The organism is Marisediminitalea alba (assembly GCF_002993365.1).
Lineage (GTDB): Bacteria > Pseudomonadota > Gammaproteobacteria > Enterobacterales > Alteromonadaceae > Alteromonas > Alteromonas alba.
This window is the reverse complement of record NZ_PVNP01000079.1, coordinates 1-1638: the sequence shown is the minus strand read 5'-3', so window position 1 is coordinate 1638 and position 1638 is coordinate 1. Positions and strand designations below refer to the sequence as shown.

Genomic DNA, 1638 nt, shown 5'->3' with positions numbered 1-1638 from the left:
CCGACATTCCGCATCAAATTCAGGAATAAATCTCTTGGTATAATGTGCCAAGTACATCAATGATCACCTGCTGGCGCTCCTGTTTGTCTGTGATTACGGGGGGAGAGTCACCAATGCTGACTTCGTGGATCCCACTAAAACACAGAAATACCCATCGTGCCGTTGGCTTCTGGGACGGTTTCTTTTTCATGTCAGGGAAGTATTGTTGTCTTTCTTTTAATGACGTTCGGATCCGGTGTTCAAGGGCGGCGTATATCATCAGACTGCACGTCATCACCATGAGCAGCGCTTCAATCCTTTCCGGTTTCTTCAGAAACAGTGAGGATGTCAGAAATTCCGGACTTTTGAGAAAACGAAATCCCCGCTCAACATGTTGCTGGGATTTGTAGGTATCTAACACTGTCTGCATACTGAGTTCCCCGCTACAATCATTGGTTGCGAGGATAAACATCCCGGTTTGCGCCTGAGCTATTCCAACTTTATCCAAACAGGTGGCTATCAGCCCATCGAGTTGGTATTCATAGTATGCTGGCTGTTGTCCTTTTTTGGGGCGACCTTTACCTAAGAACACGGGGTGGGCTATACAGTCAAACTCACTGATGCGGGTTGTTTTTAACGTCTTGCTAAAGACTTTCATTGCCGTCTCGGCATCGGTCTGGCAGGCAAAGCGTTGTTTACACAATTTAATAAATTGCTTGTGCTCTTTTTCACTGTTTTTAAGTAAATTCCGCGCCAGTGTTTGCTGCTCTCGTTTAGTCGCCTGCTCACTGCGCAGAATCAGCCATTTTTGCTTCACTCCGGCATAGTCTGCATCCACCCAACAACCGTGGTAACCGTTACCCATGGCAGTGAGACTGGCTTCCGTCACGTTGCTTACGTGCTGCCTGGCGTCTTTGATGGTCATGGGGACTCGTGAGATAAACAATTGGTTCTGTGTTGCCAGGGCAGTGATAGATTCTTCGGTATAAAGCGCCGCATCGGCAACAAAATATCGGCATTGTTGTGCGGCCTTTAAACACTGAATATGGTGACGGGTGACTTCTGCAAAAGCTTTCTGGTCATTCGTATTGCCACTTAAAGCCTGCATATAGACAGGGATACCGGCTTGATTTTCACAAATCAGCTCCAGTATCACCTGGTTTAATTCTGGCCGGTGGTCCCGGCTGTAACCTTTAACCAGTTCAATGCGTTTAGTCTCGCTATCTTGTTCATCAACAGCGTATTCACCATCGACATGAAAACTGGTGATATCCAGGTGCACAGCGTTACTGGCTAACCCCAGCGTGTCGACCACTCGCTCAGCCATGACTTGATATAGCGACGACACGTCTGCTTCATAGAGGGCATCAAGACACCGACCAAGTACATCATCATTCAGGTGCTTGGCCTGTACACCCGGACCAATCAGGCGTTCAGTGGGTTTGTCAGCGAAAAAATCTGCAAACATGTGTAGGGTGCGGCTGTGAAAACCCAAACCATTGAGAAGCATGGCGACAAAGGCTTCTCCATGAGTCACCTTATGCTCATTGTTTTTTGGGATAACCGCGTCAATCATCTTAGCGATACCAAGCTCCCGACACATACCGGATACTAAACCAAGATGGTCCATGCGTTTGATAGTTAACCCTGATAGGGAGG

At 47.6% G+C, this 1638-nt stretch carries 1 protein-coding gene; it reads right to left on the bottom strand.

Features of this window, described 5'->3' with window-relative positions; translation table 11 throughout:
• Nucleotides 1–19: 19 nt before the first annotated feature.
• Entirely contained in the window at nucleotides 20–1618 is a 1599-nt protein-coding gene (locus C6Y40_RS08760) for an IS1634 family transposase (RefSeq protein WP_240621890.1), read from the bottom strand.
• Between the last annotated feature and the right edge of the window lie 20 nt (nucleotides 1619–1638).